The sequence below is a fragment of the Pantoea sp. X-Soil-YNGN-844 genome (genome assembly GCF_059730595.1).
Genome location: NZ_AP036007.1, coordinates 3,888,715 through 3,907,872, shown reverse-complemented (window position 1 = coordinate 3,907,872; position 19,158 = coordinate 3,888,715). Strand labels below are relative to the sequence as shown.

Here is a 19,158-nt window from a genome sequence, read left to right as displayed (position 1 = left end):
AAAATCAGCTCTCGGTCGGGTCGATATCCAGCGTCCATTTCACTTTGCGCGCAGCGGGGAGCGTTGAAACCAGCGGCAACGAACTGCTCAGTAACTGTTGCAGACGTTGCCGGGAAGGATGCTGCAACAGCAGTTGCCAGCGCCAGCGTCCACTGCGTTTGGGCTGCAAAGCGGGCAACGGACCCATAAACCACATCGCCTTATCGTTCAGCGGGCTCGCTTCCAGCAAATTGCGGAGTTGCTGCAGGAATTCCGCCGCCTGCTGGTTATCCATATCTTCCGCACGGAACAGTGCATGCCGGCTCCAGGGTGGCAGGTGAACCGCCTGGCGCTCCAGGAGTGCCTGCTGGGCGAATGCCGAATAACCCTGGTGCAGTAGCGTCTGTAACAGCGGGTGTTCGGGATGGTGCGTCTGCAGCAATACCTCGCCCTGCTTTCCGGCACGGCCAGCGCGACCGGCGACCTGGGTATAGAGTTGAGCAAAGCGTTCCGCTGCACGGAAATCGGCTGAGAACAGCGCGCCATCGACATCCAGCAGCGACACCAGCGTGACATCGGGGAAGTGATGGCCTTTGGCCAGCATCTGCGTGCCGACAAGGATACGTGCGCCGCCGCGATGGACGTCAGCCAGATGCTGCTCCAGCGCCCCTTTGCGGCTGGTGGTATCACGATCGATGCGCGACACCGGCACGCCAGGGAAGAGTGTGCCGAGCTGCTGCTCCAGCTGTTCAGTCCCGACCCCGACCGGCAGCAGATGGGTTGAACCGCACTGCGGGCACTGATTAGGTAGCGGACGCTGGCTGTCGCAATGATGGCAGCGTAGCTGGCGGTGGTGCTGATGCAGGGTGTAGTAGCGGTCACAGCGGGTACACTCGGCAATCCAGCCGCAGTCGTGACAAAGCAGGGCGGGCGAAAAGCCGCGGCGGTTAAGGAACAGCAGCACCTGATTGTCGGCCTGCAGATGCTGGCGCATTTTACCAATCAGGCCGGGCGCCAGGCCACCGATCAGCTGCACGCCTTTTAAGTCGATAAGCTGTTGCAGCGCCGGTCGGGCATTACCGGCGCGCTTTGTCAGGTCGAGCTGGCGATACTTGCCGCTGCGGACATTGTGCAATGTCTCCAGAGCCGGTGTCGCCGAGCCCATGACAATCGGGATATCCTCTTCATGTGCACGGAACACAGCCAGATCGCGCGCCTGATAGCGCCAGCCTTCCTGCTGTTTATAGGAGCTGTCATGCTCTTCATCAATAATGATCACGCCCGGACGGGCCAGCGGCGTAAACAGCGCCGAACGGGTGCCAATCACAATGGCCGTTTCGCCGCGCCGCGCACGCAACCAGACCGCCAGCCGTTCACTGTCATTTAAGGCGGAGTGCAGCACATCGATGGGCGCATCAAAACGTTCGCGAAAGCGGGCAATCGTCTGCGGGGTTAAACCAATCTCCGGCACCAGCACCAGCGCCTGTTTACCACGAGCCAGCACATTTTCCAGCACGCTGAGGTAAACCTCGGTTTTGCCGGAGCCGGTGATGCCCGCCAGCAGCCAGGCGGAATAATGTTCATCATCTGCCCGAATCGCACCTACGGCCATCGCCTGATCGGTGTTTAATCGCAGCCGTTCGCCTTTCACAGCATAGGTGGTGCGCCAGTCGTGCATCTGTGGCTGATGCTCATGCAGTTCGCATAATCCTTTAGCCCGCAATGCCTGTAATGTCGCCTCGGTGAGATCGTGTTCACTGACCTGATGCCGATAGAGCGGTTGCTGACGCAGTGCTGCCAGCGCCTGCTGCTGTTTTGGTGCCCGCTTTAAACTTTCCGGCGCGGTTGCCCGGCCCTGTTCAGTGATTTCCCAGCGCCACAGGGGATTGTCCTGCGCCGCTTTGCCCTGGCGCAGCAGCACCGGGATCGCGTGGCTCAAAACTTCGCCCTGCGGCGAGTGATAGTAGCTGGCGGCCCAGTTCAGGATGCGCCACAGCGACGGCGGATAGAGAGACTCACTATCCAGCACCTCGATCACGCGCTTGAGTTGTGCTTCCGGCAGATCGCTGCTGTCACGAAAGGCGACCACAATCCCGATCATCCTGCGATTGCCAAAGGGCACACTCACACGCCCGCCAATGACCGGCTGCGGACCCTGAGGCGGCAGATAGTCAAACAGGCGGGGCAAGGGGACGGGCAGGGCAACCTGAACAACGGGCATAACTCTCTCTTTCCGGCTCAATCATCGGGGAAGCTAGTGTACACGCTGACCCCTATGGCGGGTATCTCAGCATATATTTGCAGCAATCCAAACTTACCTGTATAATACGCCGCCTTCGGTGAGAAAGATCTTGCCGGAGTACACCCTATAATGTTCAACCGCGTGTGGTGCTGTGCAGGTTAAGGCCTGGCACGGAGAGCGACACGGCCTTCTATGAGGTTTCCCATGAAACAAGGTATTCACCCGAAATACGAAGCAGTTACTATCAAATGTACCTGCGGCAACGAGATCCACACCCGTTCAACACTGACTCACGAACTGAACCTGGACGTTTGTGGCAAATGCCACCCGTTCTATACCGGTAAGCAGCGTGAAGTGGCAACTGGTGGCCGTGTTGACCGCTTTAACAAGCGTTTCAGCGTGCCAGGCGCTAAAAAATAAGATTAAAAGGCACCTGAACCTGCGGGTTCGGCGGCAAGAAAAAACCCAGCTTCGGCTGGGTTTTTTTATGGCTGTTACAGGCTGGTGTCCGTTGCCGGGGTCGCCGCAGGCTTATTCAGTTCAAGTACCTGCGTCGTATAAGTACCATTTAAATCACTAATCGCAGCGATCTTCGGTGCGGTAATCGTAATTTTATCGGCTGACATTGTGCCTTTACTGCACAGCACCCAGAGTAAACAGGATGCGTTACTGATTTTCTCGTCTGTCGCCAGTGTCAGCGTTCCCGCCTTCATGGTACCGCTATTAGAGATGCCGTTTTTACCCGACACGTTTAACAGTCCGGTTGCCTGCATGACGCCCTGATTGCTGACCTCATTTGCTATAACAGAAGCATTCTGAGCGGTCAGAGTCGCCGCGTTAGAGACCTTTGTCGCAGAAACATAGGCTGTACCCTGTGTAGTCACGTCTCCACCAGACAGGAGGCTGACCTCTTTAACGGCATTCATACTCAGGTTACCTGCCTGAATCGCCCCTGAATTGAGCAGGCTGGTGTTGGCGACAGCCGTGACGACGCCGTCAACCGTGTTATAACCGGTTTGCATGGCCAGGGTTTTTGGCGTTGTGATGGTTCCTCTGTTCTCAATATTACCGGCCAGAGAAACAATATTTACAGCACCAGCAGCATCAATTTGCGCATTATTGTTGTTAGAAATTTTTCCCAGGCTGACGATCGTGGCGTAATCCGTCGTTTTAATGGTGCCGTTATTGGTGAACGCATCCGTTGTCTGCATAACAGCCTGGCTGGCAGACAGCGTTCCTCTGTTCGTTATGCTGCCACCTGCGGTAGCGCTCAGCAGTCCGGTTTCAATCGTGCCGCTGTTGGTTAATGTGCCATTAGCTGTAATGTAGAGATTAGTCGCATTCAGTACGCCGCTGTTATTGACACCCGCACCGGCATCAGTAGTCTGCAGCTGAATAATTCCCGCAGTTGCCCCCCCCAGCGCGCTGACATCAATGGTGTTGCCGTAGGCTTTGGCCGTTCCATTCGCTGTCGCCGAACCGGAAGTGATATTGTAATCATAGATACCGGCAATCGCTTTCAATTGAGTGGTATCGATCTCTCCCTGGATATTAATTTTCTGCGCCAGCAGGTCGGTGTAATCGGCTCCTTTCAGACCATCACCATTAACCGTAATCGTGCCTTTCGCCACATTGAAACCAGTCAATGCACCATCGGTAAAGGTGGGCGTCCCGGTGGTCAGCGTGGCGCGTCCGGTGTTAATGAAGCTACAGCCAGAGCAGGTAATACCATTCGGGTTAGCGATAATGACATCCGCTTTTTGACCGGCGACTTCAATATACCCGTTCAGTGAAGAAGAGCTTTTTGAGATAACTTCATTCAGGATAAGGCTGGCTGACTTATCCAGATTGCTGTTTCGCGCAAGATCACCCTTGTCACGCACTAAATCTGTGGTGCTATTATTCAGGACCATTCCATCACTGGTGACGTTAAAGTTCTGATACATATTGTGTGAAAGACCATTTGCATCAGCCTGGTTAATATTAACGACGGTCGATCCATTTGCATGGGTGTAAGTATTGAGTGCAGCCAGCGCAGGCTGGCTGCACAGTGTGGCCACGGTAGCCAGGAAGACCAGGTTAAACTTATGCTTCTTCATTATCTCTATCCTTTTTTGTGAGAGTGTTTATTTTTTAAAGCTGTTTTTTATTAAAAATCTCCATCTTTTTTAATATTTCCATTGCAATGAAAATCCCAGCGTAAGTGGATCAGTGTGAAAGGCTTGTGGTTTTTTTAGCGGGGTACCGGCAAAAAGATCAAAGCGTGTTTGCAGAAGTTTTCCACGCAGGCCGACAACGCTGCCTGTGACGGTTTTTCCGGTATAATACTTCTGGTTGTAATTGCCATAGACCTGGCCTGCATCAACACCGATATAGGGCTGAATCGGTTTGCCGGGAATTATCCAGCTAAGATCGTTGCGCCAGTACCATCCCTTATTGTCCTGAAGAGAATATTCACCATCGAAACCGCGCACCGTCCAGCGGTTTGCCAGCGAAAAGCGGTTGAGTGACGAGAGGCTATCGGGCGAATATTGCAGGCTGAAATGAGGAGAGTAGTTTAGCCAGTTTTCATAGACACGAAAGTTGACGGAACCCTCAAGATCTAAAGTAACAATCCGGCCTTGCTTATCAATGAGTCCATACTCCTGCTCAACAGTATTGCTGCTGTTAAACCAGGGCATCTTTCTTTGATAACTTAGTGTGGTTGCGAGACCTGCATTATCGACATTGATTTGATGTTGCAGCACCGCTTTCCAGCCCGCACTTCTTTTATGCATGCTGACAAGGTCAAAATCATCCAGGGAGTAACGTGATTCCGCATTGAATATTTGCAGGCCAACTGTGCTGGTCTGATGTACGGTGCGTGAAATCAGTCGATTGAGTTGCGCACTGTAATAACGGTTCTTATTATTCAGCGTCCATTTTGCCCAGTTTCCGGTCATAAATTGCCGGTAGTCACTGTGACTGGCATAGAGGTCGAGCCACCAGTATCCCCAGGGGATTGAATAACCTATCGATTTATTACTGTTACCTTTTATCGTGTGCTTCGGGGCAATATCGTGGCCATAAGAGACATAAAGGGTGTCACTCAGTGAGGTGATATTATTCAGATAGAGCGCTGCACCACCCTGGTAACGGCCTGTTGCAACTGAGCCAGCATCATTAAGCCATGCACCCACCTGCCAGTATTTATCCTGCCTGCGCTGGATATAGATGTCACTTTCACCTTTGCCACTGCCAGGCACCAGATTGACATTAACCTGCGATCCCGGTACGCGCTGAAGATTAAGGCTACCCTGTTCAATGTCGCTGAGTTCAAGCACATCACCCGTTTTGAACGGTAATGTGCTCGTTAAATTGATATAGTCCTCCCCGGATTTATTAAGAACGATTTTTCCCACTTTACCGGCATTAATATCAAATTGTAATTCGCCATCTGACAGGTTTTGCTCCGGTAAATTAACGCGTGTGGTGATATATCCTGCCCGGATGATTTCATTCTGCAGGGTTTTTGACAGCAATCTTATACCCGCGATACCCAGACATTTTCCTTCTGCCTGAGAAGTAAAATACTTTAATTTTTCGAGGTGAAGTTTTTTGCTATCCTGCTTTAAAGAGACCTTATCAATGAGATAGCAGTTTTCTTCATGCGGAAAGGGAATATCTTCTGGCCGGAAGCGCTGTTGTTCAGACGCTGCCCGCTGCGGTTCAGGCATCAGTTGCTCTTTGCGTACACGATCCTGTTGCAGTGCATTGATATTCCCATTTGGCTCTGTGAGAGCGGGTGCAGCTTTCGCCTGTTCAAAACAAGAGAGAGTTGCTGAGGCGACCAGGATAATAATAAAAGCAGATGCACATGACGTTATTTTATATTTAATACTCATTTTCTTTCCGTGAAATAGTCGCTCAGACAAAATTTTACGGATGCGGATAATAGTGAACAATAGTAATTATTCTATTATCGAAATAAAAAGGCATTCTTATTGCAACAGAAATAAAGGAATAATATGAGAACAGGCTGGATTTTTATGATAAGTCTGACGGGCAATATTCAGAAGGGTCAATCAGATTGCGGAAAGCAGCAAAAGCCGCTCATATCGCATCAGAAAGCGGCTCCCTGAGCGGAGCCTGCTCCTCTGAAGCGGGATTCAGTGAAACCGGACCCCGGGGATCAATACTCCCAGGTATCCGGGTCGACACCCATCTGGCGCATGATTGCTTTTGCTTCTTCCGGAATCTCATCATTACGCTCTTTGCGCAGGTCGACGTCATCCGGCAGCGGTTGGCCCGTAAAGGCATGTAAAAAGGCTTCGCAAAGCAGCTCGCTGTTGGTGGCGTGACGCAGGTTGTTCACCTGACGACGGGTACGCTCATCCGTTAAAATCTTCAGCACGCTCAATGGGATAGAAACTGTAATCTTCTTGACCTGCTCGCTCTTCTTACCGTGCTCAGCGTACGGGCTGATATATTCGCCGTTCCATTCAGCCATGGGTTACCTTAATTAATAAACGTTAAATGTGAGGAAATCAGCGGATTATGCCTGATTTTTTCCTGCCTGACCCCTGATATGGCGGGTTTTCTTCGCTCGCAGCCTCTTCATCACAGAGGGGAACGCCAGGCGATGACGCATAATTTTAGCGGTTATTGCGTTTTTGCTCAATCTATACGCAAAGACATTTAGATGTCCAGATGTATTGACGTCTAATTAAGGGGTGATATTCTGTGGACTACATTTTCTTAACTCTTCAGGAACAATTCGCTCATGACGCGTAAACCGGCAACCATCGCAGTGCGCAGCGGTTTGAATGATGACGAGCAATATGGCTGCGTTGTCCCGCCCATCCACCTCTCTACAACCTATAACTTTCTTGATTTCAATGAGCCTCGTGCACATGACTATTCCCGTCGTGGTAACCCCACACGTGATGTCGTACAGCGTACGCTGGCGGAGCTGGAAGGCGGAGCAGGTGCGGTATTAACCAATACCGGCATGTCGGCCATTCACCTGGTCACGACGGTGTTCCTGAAGCCTGGCGATCTGCTGGTTGCGCCACACGACTGTTATGGCGGCAGCTATCGGCTGTTTGACAGCCTGAGCAAACGCGGCGCGTATCGGGTGAAATTTGTCGATCAGGGCGATCCGGTGGCGCTGCAGGCAGCACTGGATGAAAAACCGAAACTGGTGCTGATTGAAAGCCCAAGCAATCCGCTGCTGCGCGTCGTGGATATCAGCGCGATTTGCGCCGCCGCGCGCGCTGCGGGTGCCGTCAGCGTGGTAGACAACACCTTTATGAGTCCGGCGCTGCAGAATCCTCTGGCGCTGGGTGCGGACCTGGTGATCCACTCCTGTACCAAATACCTCAATGGTCACTCCGATGTGGTGGCGGGCGCAGTCATTGCCAAAGATCCACAACTGGCGACTGACCTGGCCTGGTGGGCAAATAACATTGGCGTGACCGGCGCAGCCTTTGACAGTTATCTGCTGCTGCGCGGCATTCGTACACTTGCGCCGCGCATTGCAGCCGCACAACGCAACGCACTCGCGATTGTGGACTATCTGAAGCAGCAGAAGCGGGTGAAAAAGTTGTATCATCCTTCGCTGCCGGAAAACGCCGGACACGAACATGCGGTACGTCAGCAGCGCGGCTTTGGTGCCATGCTGAGTTTCGAGGTCGACGGTGATGAGGCGCTGCTGCGTCGCTTCCTCAACGCGTTGAAGCTGTTTACGCTGGCGGAGTCGCTGGGCGGCGTAGAGAGTCTGATTTCCCATACCGCCACCATGACGCACGCGGGGATGTCGGCAGAAGCACGCGCGGCAGCAGGCATTTCCGATACGCTGCTACGGGTTTCTGTTGGTATTGAAGATCACGAAGATTTAATTGCCGATCTGGATAATGCATTCCGGATCGCAGCCGAGGGTTAAGCATGACGATTTCAGCAGGCGCGGGAACGCCGAACATCAGGCAGTTGCATAAGTTTGGCGGCAGCAGCCTGGCCGATGCGCGTTGCTATCAGCGCGTTGCCAGCATTATGGCGGACTACAGCCAGCCGGGCGATCTGATGGTGGTCTCCGCAGCAGGCTCAACCACCAACCAGCTGATTAGCTGGCTGAAGCTGAGCCAGAACGATCGGCTCTCTGCGCATCAGGTGCAACAGGCTTTACGGCGCTACCAGAGCGAGCTAATCGGTGCGCTGCTGCCTGCTGAGATCGCCGAACCCTTAATCACTGCATTTATCCGCGATCTGGAAAAGCTGGCCGTACTGCTGGATGCGCCGATCACCGATGCGGTCTATGCCGAAGTGGTCGGGCACGGTGAAATATGGTCGGCACGCCTGATGTCAGCGGTACTGAGCCAGCGTGATCTGCAGGCCTGCTGGCTGGATGCGCGTGAGTTTCTGCGTGCTGAACGCGCTGCTCAGCCGCAGGTGGATGAGGGGAAATCCTGGCCCCTGCTGCAGACTTTGCTGGCGCAGCATCCGCAAAAGCGCATCGTGGTGACCGGCTTTATCAGCCGCAACGATGCCGGTGAAACCGTCCTGCTTGGCCGCAACGGCTCCGACTATTCCGCCACGCAGATTGGCGCGCTGGCGGGTGTCGGACGCGTGACCATCTGGAGCGATGTCGCGGGCGTTTACAGCGCCGATCCCCGCAAAGTTTCTGATGCCTGTCTGCTGCCGCTGTTAAGGCTGGATGAAGCCAGTGAGCTGGCGCGTCTGGCTGCTCCGGTGCTGCATACCCGCACGCTGCAGCCGGTTTCTGGCAGCGATATCGACCTGCAACTGCGCTGCAGCTATCAGCCAGAGCAGGGCTCAACCCGCATCGAGCGTGTGCTGGCTTCGGGGACCGGGGCGCGCATCGTAACCAGCCACGATGATGTTTGCCTGATTGAGATTCAGCTGCCAGAGCAGCATGACTTCGCTATCCTGCACAAAGAGATCGATCTGCTGCTGAAGCGCGCGCAACTGCGCCCGCTGGCGTTTGGCGTCCATCCTGATCGTCAGCTGCTGCAACTCTGTTATACCTCCGAAGTGGTCAACAGCGCCTTCACGTTGCTACAGGACGCCGGTTTACCGGGTCATCTGCAGCTGCGCGACGGCCTGGCGCTGGTAGCGCTAGTGGGAGCAGGCGTTACCCGTAACCCGCTGCATACTCATCGCTTCTGGCAGCAGTTAAAAGATCAGCCTGTTGAATTCATCTGGCAGTCAGAAGATCACATCAGCGTGGTGGCGGTGCTGCGCGTCGGGCCGACCCAGCACCTGATTCAGGGACTGCATCAGTCACTGTTCCGCGCAGAAAAGCGCATCGGTCTGATGCTGTTTGGCAAAGGCAATATCGGTTCACGCTGGCTGGAACTGTTTGCCCGCGATCAGGAAACGCTGTCAGCGCGCACCGGCTTTGAATTTGTGCTGGCGGGCGTCGCGGACAGCCGCCGCAGCCTGCTGAGCTATGACGGGCTGGATGCCAGTCGTGCGCTCGCCTTCTTTGATGATGAAGCAGTGGAGCGCGATGAAGAGTCGCTGTTCCTGTGGATGCGTGCTCACCCGTTTGATGATCTGGTGGTGCTGGATGTCACCGCCAGCACACCGCTGGCGCAGCAGTATCTCGACTTCGCCAGCCACGGTTTTCATGTGATCAGCGCCAACAAAGTTGCGGGTGCGTCTGACAGTCAGACCTGGCGGCAGATTCGGGATGCCTTTACCAAAACCGGGCGTCACTGGCTCTATAACGCCACTGTTGGTGCTGGTCTGCCGATTAACTATACGGTGCGCGATCTGCGCGATAGCGGCGATACCATTCTGGCAATTAGCGGGATCTTCTCCGGTACGCTGTCGTGGCTGTTCCTGCAGTTTGATGGCACGGTGCCGTTTACCGAGCTGGTGGATCAGGCATGGCAGCAGGGTTTAACCGAGCCCGACCCGCGCGCCGATCTTTCGGGTCAGGATGTGATGCGCAAGCTGGTGATCCTGGCGCGTGAGGCGGGCTACAACATCGAGCCGGATCAGGTGCGGGTTGAATCGCTGGTGCCGAACAACTGTCTTCAGGGATCGATTGATCACTTCTTTGAAAATGGCGAAGAGCTGAACGAGCAGATGCTGCAGCGGCTGGAAGCCGCGCGGGAGATGGACCTGGTGCTGCGCTACGTTGCCCGTTTTGATGCTAACGGCAAGGCGCGCGTAGGTGTTGAAGCGGTGCGACCTGAGCATCCGCTGGCCGCGCTGCTGCCGTGCGACAACGTCTTTGCCATTGAGAGCCGCTGGTATCGCGATAATCCGCTGGTGATCCGCGGGCCGGGCGCAGGCCGGGATGTCACCGCCGGCGCTATTCAGTCCGATATTAATCGCCTCGCACAACTGCTGTAATCCTTCTTCATCAGGCGCTTCGGCGCCTGTTTTCAAAGTGTTGCCTCCACCCTGTTGAAATTCCTTCATGTTGATTGAAAATTGATCATGTCTGTTGACCATTTTTGCGTTGACGGCACACTGAGATTGCGTCATTTTGAACATCTGGACGTCTAAACGTGTAGATGTTTACGGGCCGATTATTAATCAGTGAGGTTGCAGGATGAGTTTCTTTCATGCCAATCAGCGCGAAGCGCTAAACCAGAGCCTGGCTGAACTGAACGGGCAGATTAATGTGTCGTTTGAGTTCTTTCCGCCGCGCACCAGCGAAATGGAAGAGACTCTGTGGACCTCAATTGACCGCCTGAGCAGTCTGAAACCGAAATTCGTTTCTGTCACTTACGGTGCGAACTCAGGTGAACGCGATCGCACCCACAGCATTATCAAAGGCATTAAAGATCGCACCGGCCTGGAAGCAGCACCCCATCTGACCTGTGTTGATGCGACGCGCGATGAACTGCGAACTATTGCTCAGGATTACTGGAACAACGGCATTCGACATATTGTGGCACTGCGTGGCGATCTGCCACCTGGCAGCGGCAAGCCAGAGATGTACGGCAGCGATCTGGTTTCGCTGCTGAAAGAGGTCGGCGATTTTGATATCTCCGTCGCCGCCTATCCGGAAGTCCATCCCGAAGCGAAAAGCGCCCAGGCTGACCTGATTAATCTCAAACGAAAAATTGATGCAGGCGCAAACCGGGCCATTACCCAGTTTTTCTTCGACGTCGAGAGTTATCTGCGTTTCCGCGATCGCTGTGTCTCGACTGGCATTGACGTGGAAATTGTGCCGGGCATCCTGCCGGTCTCTAACTTTAAGCAGCTGCAACGCTTTGCCACGCTGACCAATGTGCGCGTGCCCGGCTGGATGAGCGCGATGTTTGCCGGTCTGGATGACGATCCGGAAACGCGCAAAATGGTGGGAGCGAATATCGCGATGGATATGGTGAAAATCCTGTCACGTGAAGGGGTGAAAGATTTCCATTTTTACACGCTGAACCGTGCCGAAATGAGTTACGCCATCTGCCACACGTTAGGGGTTCGCCCGGTTGCGGCGGCGGCTTAACCGCTCTGCCTGAGCCAATAAAAAAGTCGGGAGATGCCCGACTTTTTTACTGCTGCTCTCTGGCGGCGCGAAGTGTGGTTCGCGCCTGACCTGGGTTAACCGGTATTGCGCATGCCTGCTGCGACACCCGCAATCGTCACCATCAGAGCCTGCTCAACGCGGGCATCCGGTTCTTCACCCCGCGCTTCCTGTGCACGGGAACGATGCAGCAGTTCCGCCTGGAGTACGTTGAGCGGATCGGTATAGACGTTACGCAGTGCAATCGACTCGGCAATCCACGGCTGGTCAGCCATCAGATGCGAGTCGTTGGCAATGGTCAGTACCGCTTTGATATCGGCATCAAGCTGGTCGCGCAGCTGTTTGCCTAACGGCCAGAGCGATTTGTCGACCAGACGCTGATCGTAATATTCCGCCAGCCACAGGTCCGCTTTCGAGAACACCATCTCCAGCATGCCCAGGCGGGTAGAGAAGAACGGCCAGTCGCGGCACATCGCTTCCAGCTGATCCTGATGACCGGCCGCCATCGCCTGCTGCAGGGCAGCACCGGCACCCAGCCAGGCAGGCAGCATCAGACGGTTCTGCGTCCAGGCAAAAATCCACGGAATCGCACGCAACGACTCCACGCCACCGGTAGGACGGCGTTTGGCCGGACGTGAGCCGAGCGGTAATTTGCCCAGTTCCTGCTCCGGCGTCGCCGAACGGAAGTAGGGGACGAAATCCGCATTTTCACGCACATACCCGCGATACATTGCGCAGGAGTCAGCAGAGAGCTGATCCATGATGTCGCGCCATTCGCGTTCTGGCTCCGGCGGTGGCATCAGGTTCGCTTCCAGAATCGCGCCGGTGTAGAGCGACAGGCTGGCGATCGTCACGGCTGGTAAACCATATTTAAAGCGGATCATCTCGCCCTGCTCGGTCACACGAAGACCGCCGCGCAGGCTGCCTGGCGGTTGTGACAGCAGTGCGGCATGCGCGGGTGCGCCGCCACGGCCAATGCTGCCGCCGCGTCCGTGGAACAGCGTCAGGGAAATCCCGGCTTTTTCGCAGGTTTTAATCAGCGCATCCTGTGCCTGATACTGCGCCCAGCTGGCGGCCATCACACCGGCATCTTTCGCCGAGTCAGAATAGCCAATCATCACCATCTGTTTGCCCTGAATAAAGCCGCGATACCAGTCGATGCTCAGTAACTGGCTCATCACGTCGTTTGCGTTGTTCAGGTCATCCAGTGTTTCAAACAGCGGTGCAACCGGCATCGCATAACCGATACCGGCTTCTTTCAGCAGCAGATGCACGGCCAGCACGTCGGAAGGGGTTTTCGCCATCGAAATAACATAGGCGGCGATAGAGCCTTGTGGCGCTTCAGCCGCAACGCGACAGGTCTCCAGCACTTCACGCGTCTCATCGCTGGGTTCCCAGCTGCGTGGCAGCAACGGGCGTTTGGAGTTCAGTTCTCGGATCAGGAAGGCCTGTTTGTCTGCTTCGGACCAGCTTTCATAATCGCCGAGGCCCAGGTAACGGGTCACTTCAGCAATCGCCTCCGTGTGGCGGGTGCTCTCCTGACGCAGATCTATGCGCACCAGCGGCACGCCGAAGCATTTCACGCGGCGCAGCGTATCGAGCAACTGACCGTTGGCAATAATGCCCATGCCGCACTGTTGCAGTGACTGATAGATGGCATACAACGGGTCCCACAGCTGATCGTTGGAGACCAGCAGATCGGCCGGACGCGGCAGACGCTCACCTTTCAGGCGGCGTTCCAGGAATGACTGGGTAGACATTAACTGGCTGCGCAGGCGTTTCAGGATTACGCGATAAGGTTCCAGCGCTTCCGGATCGCCGCTGAGCTCGCGGATCTCTTCGCTGCACTCGGACATCGACAGCTCGGAGATCAGCACGCCGATATCACGCAGGAACAGGTCTGTGGCTTTCCAGCGGCTTAGCTGCATCACATGGCGGGTAATAGAGGCTGTGACGTTCGGGTTACCGTCGCGGTCGCCACCCATCCATGAGGTGAACTGAACCGGCACGAAATCGACCGGCAGCTTAATGCCAAAGGCCTCTTCGACCTGCTCATTCAGCTCACGCAGGAAAGCGGGAACGCCTTCCCACAGGCTATTTTCTACAACGGCAAAGCCCCATTTGGCTTCGTCGACGGGGGTCGGACGATATTTGCGGATCTCATCGGTGTGCCACGCCTGTGCCACCAGCTGACGCAGACGGCGCATAATCTGGTTACGCTCGTAGTCGGAGACGTCGCTGTGGTCGAGCTGTTTCAGACAGCTGTTCACTTCAACCAGCTTGTGAATCAGCGTACGACGGGTGATTTCGGTCGGGTGCGCAGTCAGCACCAGCTCCAGCGACAGCGACTCAATGGCCGCCAGAATGTCGGTTTCGCTGATATCTTTCTGCTGCTTCAGGGTATCAAAGGTCTTTTTCAGCAGTTCAGGATGGTTTTCACCTTCGCCGCTCTGCGAGATGGTCTGATACTGCTCCGCTACGTTGGTGAGGTTCAGAAACTGACTGAATGCGCGTGCAACCGGCAGAAGCTCCTCGTTGGAGAGGTTCTGCAGCGTATTGAGCAGCTCTTTACGATGAGTATCATTGCCTGCACGGGATGACTTGGAGAGCTTACGGATGGTTTCCACCTGGTCGAGGATGTTCTCTCCCAGTGCATCCTTAATCGTATCCCCGAGCAGTTTGCCGAGCATACTGACATTACTTCGCATTGCGGAATATTGTTCGTTCATTGGACCCTGACACCCTTATCGTCTTTAAAAACTTCTACACCCGACCTTTCAGGCAGCAAAAAATCAGCAACATCGTGTTCCCGATAATCTACAGGGAACCGCCTCCGTTGCCGCCTGTCCGCATTCTGAAACGTTCTGGATAATCACCCGGTGGGCATAACATCGTCTTTTATCTAGCCACGTAATGTTGCGTTCGTCAAATGCGTTAAAGTGTGCTGAAGATGGCGCTAACTAACGGAAATTCACAGAATTTATCGGGAAGGAAGCGGGATAAGTTATTCTTATTGTTAAATCCCGCAGAATGAGGGGGCATTTTGCTGTTAATACAGTGAAATGCCCCATTTACTGTCAATCAGTGACAAAAATGCTGCACAACCTGACTGATAAGTGCCCGCGTCGGCTTAATAAATGCCGTATCGATAAATTCATCTGGCTGGTGTGCCTGATTAATCGAACCCGGACCCAGGACCAGCGTCGGGCAGAGCTGCTGAATAAACGGCGCTTCGGTGCAGTAGTTCACTATCTCCGTTGGCGTACCCAGCAATTTCTCTACCACGCTCACCAGCTCATGATTAGCCGGACACTCATAGCCTGGAATCGGTGGATGCAGTTCGGCCACCGTGACACGGCCCGGCCAGCGGGCACTCACTGGTGCCAGCGCCTCGTTCAGTAACCCATCCAGATCGCTCAGCGACAGGCCCGGCAGCGGTCGGATATCCATATGCAGTTCACAGCAGGCGCAGATACGGTTAGCGGCGTCGCCGCCATGAATATGCCCGAAATTCATGGTGGGATAGGGGATGGCAAAGCCGTCATGGTGATAACGCTCCTGCAGCGTGTTGCGCAGTTGCATCAGGTGAGTGATCGACTCATGCATCAGTTCAATGGCGTTGACGCCACGCGCCGGATCGCTGGAATGGCCCGATTTTCCTTCAATACGAATCACATTCGACAGATGGCCTTTGTGCGCACGCACCGGTTTCAGCGAGGTCGGTTCACCGATGATGGCGCAGTCGGGACGCAATTGCGTTGATTCCGAGAAGTATTTGGCACCCGCCATGGTGGTCTCTTCATCGGCCGTGGCGAGGATATAGAGCGGCTTACTCAGCGTGCTGACATCCACATCGCGCAGCGTATCGAGAATAAAGGCGAAGAAGCCTTTCATGTCTGCCGTGCCCAGACCATAGAGCTTGTTGTCGTGCTCGGTCAGGGTAAAGGGATCGCGCGTCCAGCGGCCATCGTCAAAGGGAACGGTATCCGTATGACCCGCTAACAGCAGGCCGCCCGCTCCACTGCCGGTTCGCGCCAGCATGTTAAATTTATTGCGGGTGCCGGGCACCGGCTGCACTTCAACGCTGAAGCCAAGGTCGCGGAACCAGCCGGCCAGCAAATTGATTAAAGTTTCATTACTTTGATCCAGAGCGGCATCGGTTGCACTGATCGACGGTGTGGCGATTAACTGGCTGTACAGTTCAATAAAAGGCGGTAATTTTGTCTTCACTGTTGGCGGTCCTTGGGTTAGGATGTATCCATATTCATGCAGTAATAGTGAATAAAAATACATTAATGTCCTCTGCAAGGGAACCTTAAATCACTGCAGATGACAGGGTGGGTAACGGGGCAAGGCCGCGACCCGGAACGTGCGACTGTAAAAAGGGTTACAGCCTGATGTTGAATACGCTGATCGTTGGTGCCAGTGGTTACGCTGGTGTTGAGCTTGCCACCTTCCTGAATCGCCATCCACATATCAACATAACCGCTTTGGCGGTTTCGGCGCAAAGCCCTGATGCCGGCAAGCGCCTGTCCGATCTCCATCCGCAGCTGAAAGGCGTGGTGGATTTACCGCTGCAGCCGCTGAGCAGCGCGGCGGAGTGGGCAGACAAAGTGGATGTCGTGTTCCTGGCGACGGCCCACGAAGTCAGCCACGATCTGGCCCCGGAATTTCTCAAGGCTGGCTGTGTGGTATTCGACCTGTCGGGTGCGTTCCGCGTGAACGACGCTGATTTTTACACCCGTTTCTACGGTTTCACGCATCAGCATGGCGACTGGCTCGATAAAGCCGTTTACGGCCTGGCGGAATATCAGCATGAGAAAATTCAGCAGGCGCAGCTGGTGGCGGTACCCGGTTGCTACCCGACCGCTGCTCAGCTGGCTCTGAAACCTCTGGTGGATGCAGGACTGTTAAACGATGCGCAGTGGCCGGTTATCAACGCCACCAGCGGCGTGAGCGGTGCCGGACGTAAAGCCAATGTCGGCACCAGCTTCTGTGAAGTGAGCCTGCAGCCTTACGGGCTGTTCAATCATCGTCACCACCCGGAAATTGTCGCGCACCTCGGTACGCCAGTAATCTTCACTCCGCACCTGGGAAGCTTCCCGCGCGGTATCCTGGCCACCATCACCTGCCGTCTGAAAGCGGGTGTTAGCCGCGAAGATATCGCTGCCGTCTTCCATCGTGCCTATGACGACAAGCCGCTGGTACGCCTCTACGATAAGGGCGTACCGGCGCTGAAAGCCGTTGTCGGCCTGCCTTACTGCGATATCGGTTTTGAAGTGCAGGACGAGCATCTGATTGTTGTAGCAGCCGAAGATAATCTGCTGAAAGGGGCGGCATCGCAGGCAGTACAGTGCCTGAACATCCGGTTCGGCTTCCCTGAAACGCAGTCACTGATTTAACGGATAACTAAACCATGACCAATCCATTGATTATTAAGCTGGGCGGTGTGCTGTTAGACAGCGAAGAAGCGCTGTCGCGCTTGTTTGAAGCATTGCTTAACTATCGTAGCGCTCATCAGCGTCCGCTGATCATCGTCCACGGCGGCGGCTGCCTGGTCGATGAACTGATGAAAAAGCTGGCGCTGCCGGTGATGAAGAAAAATGGCCTGCGCGTCACCCCGGCCGATCAGATCGACATCATTACCGGTGCGCTGGCGGGAACCGCGAATAAAACGCTGCTGGCCTGGGCAAAAAAATCGGGTATCAACGCAGTGGGTCTCTGCCTGGGCGATGCAGGCATCGTCAATGTCGCCCCGTTTGATGAAGAACTCGGCCATGTTGGCCACGCAACGCCGGGCGATCCGGCGCTGCTGAACACCCTGCTGGCGGCCGGTTACATGCCAGTAGTCAGCTCGATTGGTATTACTGACAGCGGCGACCTGATGAACGTCAACGCGGATCAGGCAGCGACCGCACTGGCCTCGACGCTGGGCGCTGATCTGGTTCTGTTGTCAGACGTCAGTGGTATTCTCGACGGCAAAGGTCAGCGCATCGAAGAGATGACCGCCGATAAAGCCGAGCAGCTGATTACCCAGGGCATTATTACCGACGGCATGATTGTGAAAGTACACGCTGCGCTGGATGCAGCACGTACGCTGGGCCGCCCGGTGGATATTGCCAGCTGGCGTCACGCTGAGCGGCTGCCTGACCTGTTTAACGGCGTGTCGATTGGCACCCGGATTCTCGCTTAACGACTCTGATTCAAGGATTACGAAATGCAAACGCAAAACATCAAAAAAATCGTTCTGGCTTACTCCGGTGGTCTTGATACGTCAGCCATCATTCCATGGCTGAAAGAGAACTACGGCGGCTGTGAAGTGGTCGCTTTCGTGGCAGACATCGGTCAGGAGCGTGGCGATCTGGAAGGTGTGGAGAAGAAAGCGCTGCAGTCTGGCGCATCTGAATGTCACGTGGTTGACCTGCGTGAAGAGTTCATCAGCGACTACGTTTATCCGGTGCTGCAGACCGGTGCGCTGTATGAAGGCACCTATCTGCTGGGCACCTCAATGGCGCGTCCTATCATCGCTAAAGCCCAGGTTGAGCTGGCGCTGAAAGTGGGCGCGGATGCGCTGTGTCATGGCGCAACCGGTAAAGGGAATGACCAGGTGCGTTTCGAAACTACCTACACCGCACTGGCACCGCAGCTGAAAGTGGTGGCACCGTGGCGTGAATGGAACCTGCGTTCACGTGAAGCACTGCTGGACTACCTGAAAGAGCGCAACATTCCGACCACTGCGTCGCTGGAAAAAATCTACAGCCGCGACGAAAACGCCTGGCACATCTCCACCGAAGGCGGCGTGCTGGAAAGCCCGGCCAACGCACCGAACAAAGATTGCTGGGTCTGGACTGTCGATCCGCTGGAAGCACCTGACCAGCTGGAAGAAGTGACCGTGACCGTTGAGAAAGGTCGGGTTGTGGCGGTTAACGGTGAAAAAATGAGTCCGTTCCAGTGTCTGGAAAAACTCAACGTACTGGGCGCAAAACATGGCGTTGGCCGTATCGATATTGTTGAAAACCGTCTGGTGGGCATTAAATCCCGTGGCTGCTACGAAACCCCGGGCGGCACCATTATGGTGAATGCGCTGCGTGCGGTTGAACAGCTGGTGCTGGATCGCGATAGCTTCAAATGGCGTGAGCAGCTGGGCCACGAGATGTCTTATGTGGTTTATGACGGCCGCTGGTTCGCCCCGCTGCGTAAGTCGATTCAGGCTGCTGCCGAATCGCTGGCGGAAGAGGTTAACGGTGAAGTGGTGCTGCAGCTTTACAAAGGTCAGGCGACAGCCACCCAGAAGCGTTCCGCGAACAGCCTTTACTCAGAAGAGTTTGCTACCTTCGGTGAAGATGAAGTCTACGATCACCGTCACGCGGGCGGCTTTATCCGTCTGTTCTCGCTCTCTTCGCGTATCCGCGCCCTGAACGAGCAGAAGAAGTAATTTTCAGGCGGGGTGCGCCTC

The 19,158-nt window shown here is 55.0% G+C and carries 13 protein-coding genes; 7 read left to right on the top strand and 6 right to left on the bottom strand.

The annotated features are described in order from the left end of the window. Positions 1-4: 4 nt before the first annotated feature. Positions 5-2,200 (bottom strand): primosomal protein N', encoded by a 2,196-nt coding sequence (gene priA, locus AC6I8C_RS18185; RefSeq protein WP_497823230.1) that lies wholly within the window; start codon positions 2,198-2,200, stop codon positions 5-7. A gap of 225 nt (positions 2,201-2,425) precedes the next feature. On the opposite strand from priA, the gene rpmE reads away from it, so the two are divergent. Continuing rightward, complete coding sequence (gene rpmE, locus AC6I8C_RS18180) at positions 2,426-2,641, top strand: 50S ribosomal protein L31 (RefSeq protein WP_003851227.1); 216 nt, start codon at positions 2,426-2,428, stop codon at positions 2,639-2,641. Between the two features lie 74 nt (positions 2,642-2,715). Here the strand turns inward: rpmE and AC6I8C_RS18175 are convergent, their stop codons facing one another. The 3 genes from AC6I8C_RS18175 to metJ form a co-directional block, all read right to left on the bottom strand. Continuing rightward, complete coding sequence (locus AC6I8C_RS18175) at positions 2,716-4,320, bottom strand: filamentous hemagglutinin N-terminal domain-containing protein (RefSeq protein ID WP_497823229.1); 1,605 nt, start codon at positions 4,318-4,320, stop codon at positions 2,716-2,718. A 69-nt stretch (positions 4,321-4,389) separates the two neighbouring features. Continuing rightward, a complete protein-coding gene (locus AC6I8C_RS18170; RefSeq protein ID WP_497823228.1) occupies positions 4,390-6,105 on the bottom strand; it encodes a ShlB/FhaC/HecB family hemolysin secretion/activation protein in 1,716 nt (571 codons plus the stop codon). Between the two features lie 287 nt (positions 6,106-6,392). After that, positions 6,393-6,710 carry a met regulon transcriptional regulator MetJ gene (metJ, locus tag AC6I8C_RS18165; RefSeq protein WP_013359463.1) on the bottom strand — a complete coding sequence of 106 codons (318 nt, stop codon included), beginning with the start codon at positions 6,708-6,710 and terminating at the stop codon, positions 6,393-6,395. A 273-nt stretch (positions 6,711-6,983) separates the two neighbouring features. On the opposite strand from metJ, the gene metB reads away from it, so the two are divergent. From metB to metF, 3 genes are all read left to right on the top strand, one after another. After that, positions 6,984-8,144, top strand: coding sequence for a cystathionine gamma-synthase (gene metB / locus AC6I8C_RS18160; protein WP_497823227.1), 1,161 nt, complete (start codon positions 6,984-6,986; stop codon positions 8,142-8,144). Between the two features lie 2 nt (positions 8,145-8,146). After that, positions 8,147-10,582 carry a bifunctional aspartate kinase/homoserine dehydrogenase II gene (locus AC6I8C_RS18155; RefSeq protein ID WP_497823226.1) on the top strand — a complete coding sequence of 812 codons (2,436 nt, stop codon included), beginning with the start codon at positions 8,147-8,149 and terminating at the stop codon, positions 10,580-10,582. 202 nt (positions 10,583-10,784) lie between these two features. Continuing rightward, positions 10,785-11,684 carry a methylenetetrahydrofolate reductase gene (metF, locus tag AC6I8C_RS18150; RefSeq protein WP_033734449.1) on the top strand — a complete coding sequence of 300 codons (900 nt, stop codon included), beginning with the start codon at positions 10,785-10,787 and terminating at the stop codon, positions 11,682-11,684. A gap of 95 nt (positions 11,685-11,779) precedes the next feature. On the opposite strand, the gene ppc is transcribed toward metF, so the two are convergent. Together ppc and argE are read right to left on the bottom strand one after the other, a co-directional pair. After that, positions 11,780-14,431 carry a phosphoenolpyruvate carboxylase gene (ppc, locus tag AC6I8C_RS18145; protein ID WP_013359459.1) on the bottom strand — a complete coding sequence of 884 codons (2,652 nt, stop codon included), beginning with the start codon at positions 14,429-14,431 and terminating at the stop codon, positions 11,780-11,782. Positions 14,432-14,783: 352 nt separating this feature from the next. Beyond that, complete coding sequence (gene argE, locus AC6I8C_RS18140; protein WP_061061096.1) at positions 14,784-15,932, bottom strand: acetylornithine deacetylase; 1,149 nt, start codon at positions 15,930-15,932, stop codon at positions 14,784-14,786. Between the two features lie 167 nt (positions 15,933-16,099). Between argE and argC the strand changes: the two genes are divergently transcribed. The 3 genes from argC to AC6I8C_RS18125 are packed head-to-tail and all read left to right on the top strand — an operon-like array spanning position 16,100 to position 19,137. Next, positions 16,100-17,104 carry an N-acetyl-gamma-glutamyl-phosphate reductase gene (argC, locus tag AC6I8C_RS18135; protein ID WP_013359457.1) on the top strand — a complete coding sequence of 335 codons (1,005 nt, stop codon included), beginning with the start codon at positions 16,100-16,102 and terminating at the stop codon, positions 17,102-17,104. Positions 17,105-17,118: 14 nt separating this feature from the next. After that, entirely contained in the window at positions 17,119-17,895 is a 777-nt protein-coding gene (gene argB, locus AC6I8C_RS18130; RefSeq protein ID WP_013359456.1) for an acetylglutamate kinase, read from the top strand. A 24-nt stretch (positions 17,896-17,919) separates the two neighbouring features. Next, complete coding sequence (locus tag AC6I8C_RS18125; protein ID WP_497823225.1) at positions 17,920-19,137, top strand: argininosuccinate synthase; 1,218 nt, start codon at positions 17,920-17,922, stop codon at positions 19,135-19,137. Positions 19,138-19,158 lie beyond the last annotated feature (21 nt).